The sequence below is a fragment of the Streptomyces rugosispiralis genome (assembly GCF_024505145.1).
Lineage (GTDB): Bacteria > Actinomycetota > Actinomycetes > Streptomycetales > Streptomycetaceae > Streptomyces > Streptomyces rugosispiralis.
Map to the genome: position 1 here is coordinate 1 of NZ_JANIAA010000263.1, position 342 is coordinate 342.

At 68.7% G+C, this 342-nt stretch carries 1 protein-coding gene; it reads left to right on the forward strand.

Features of this window, described 5'->3' with window-relative positions:
- The coding region (locus tag NP777_RS47365; RefSeq protein ID WP_256656397.1) for a condensation domain-containing protein at positions 1 to 342 on the forward strand (342 nt) is incomplete at both ends.

The following is a 342-nucleotide window of genomic DNA, read 5'->3' on the forward strand; positions in this document are numbered from 1 at the left end:
CCTCGCGGACGACGTTCTGCTGCGCGCGGATCTGTTCTCCCTTGCTGAGCGGGCCGAGCATGTGCTGCTGCTCACCATGCACCACATCGTGGCCGACGGCTGGTCGCTGATTGCGCTCTCGACCGACCTCACCACGGCCTACCGTGCCCGTCTCGCCGGCGAGGCTCCGCAGTGGCCGGAGTTGCCGGTGCAGTACGCGGACTTCGCGTTGTGGCAGCGCGAGGTGCTGGGTGTGGAGGGTGTTGAGGGGAGTGTGTTCGACCGTCAGGTGGGGTTTTGGCGGGAGCGGCTTGCGGGGTTGCCGGAGGAGTTGGCGCTGCCGGTGGATCGTGCGCGTCCCGC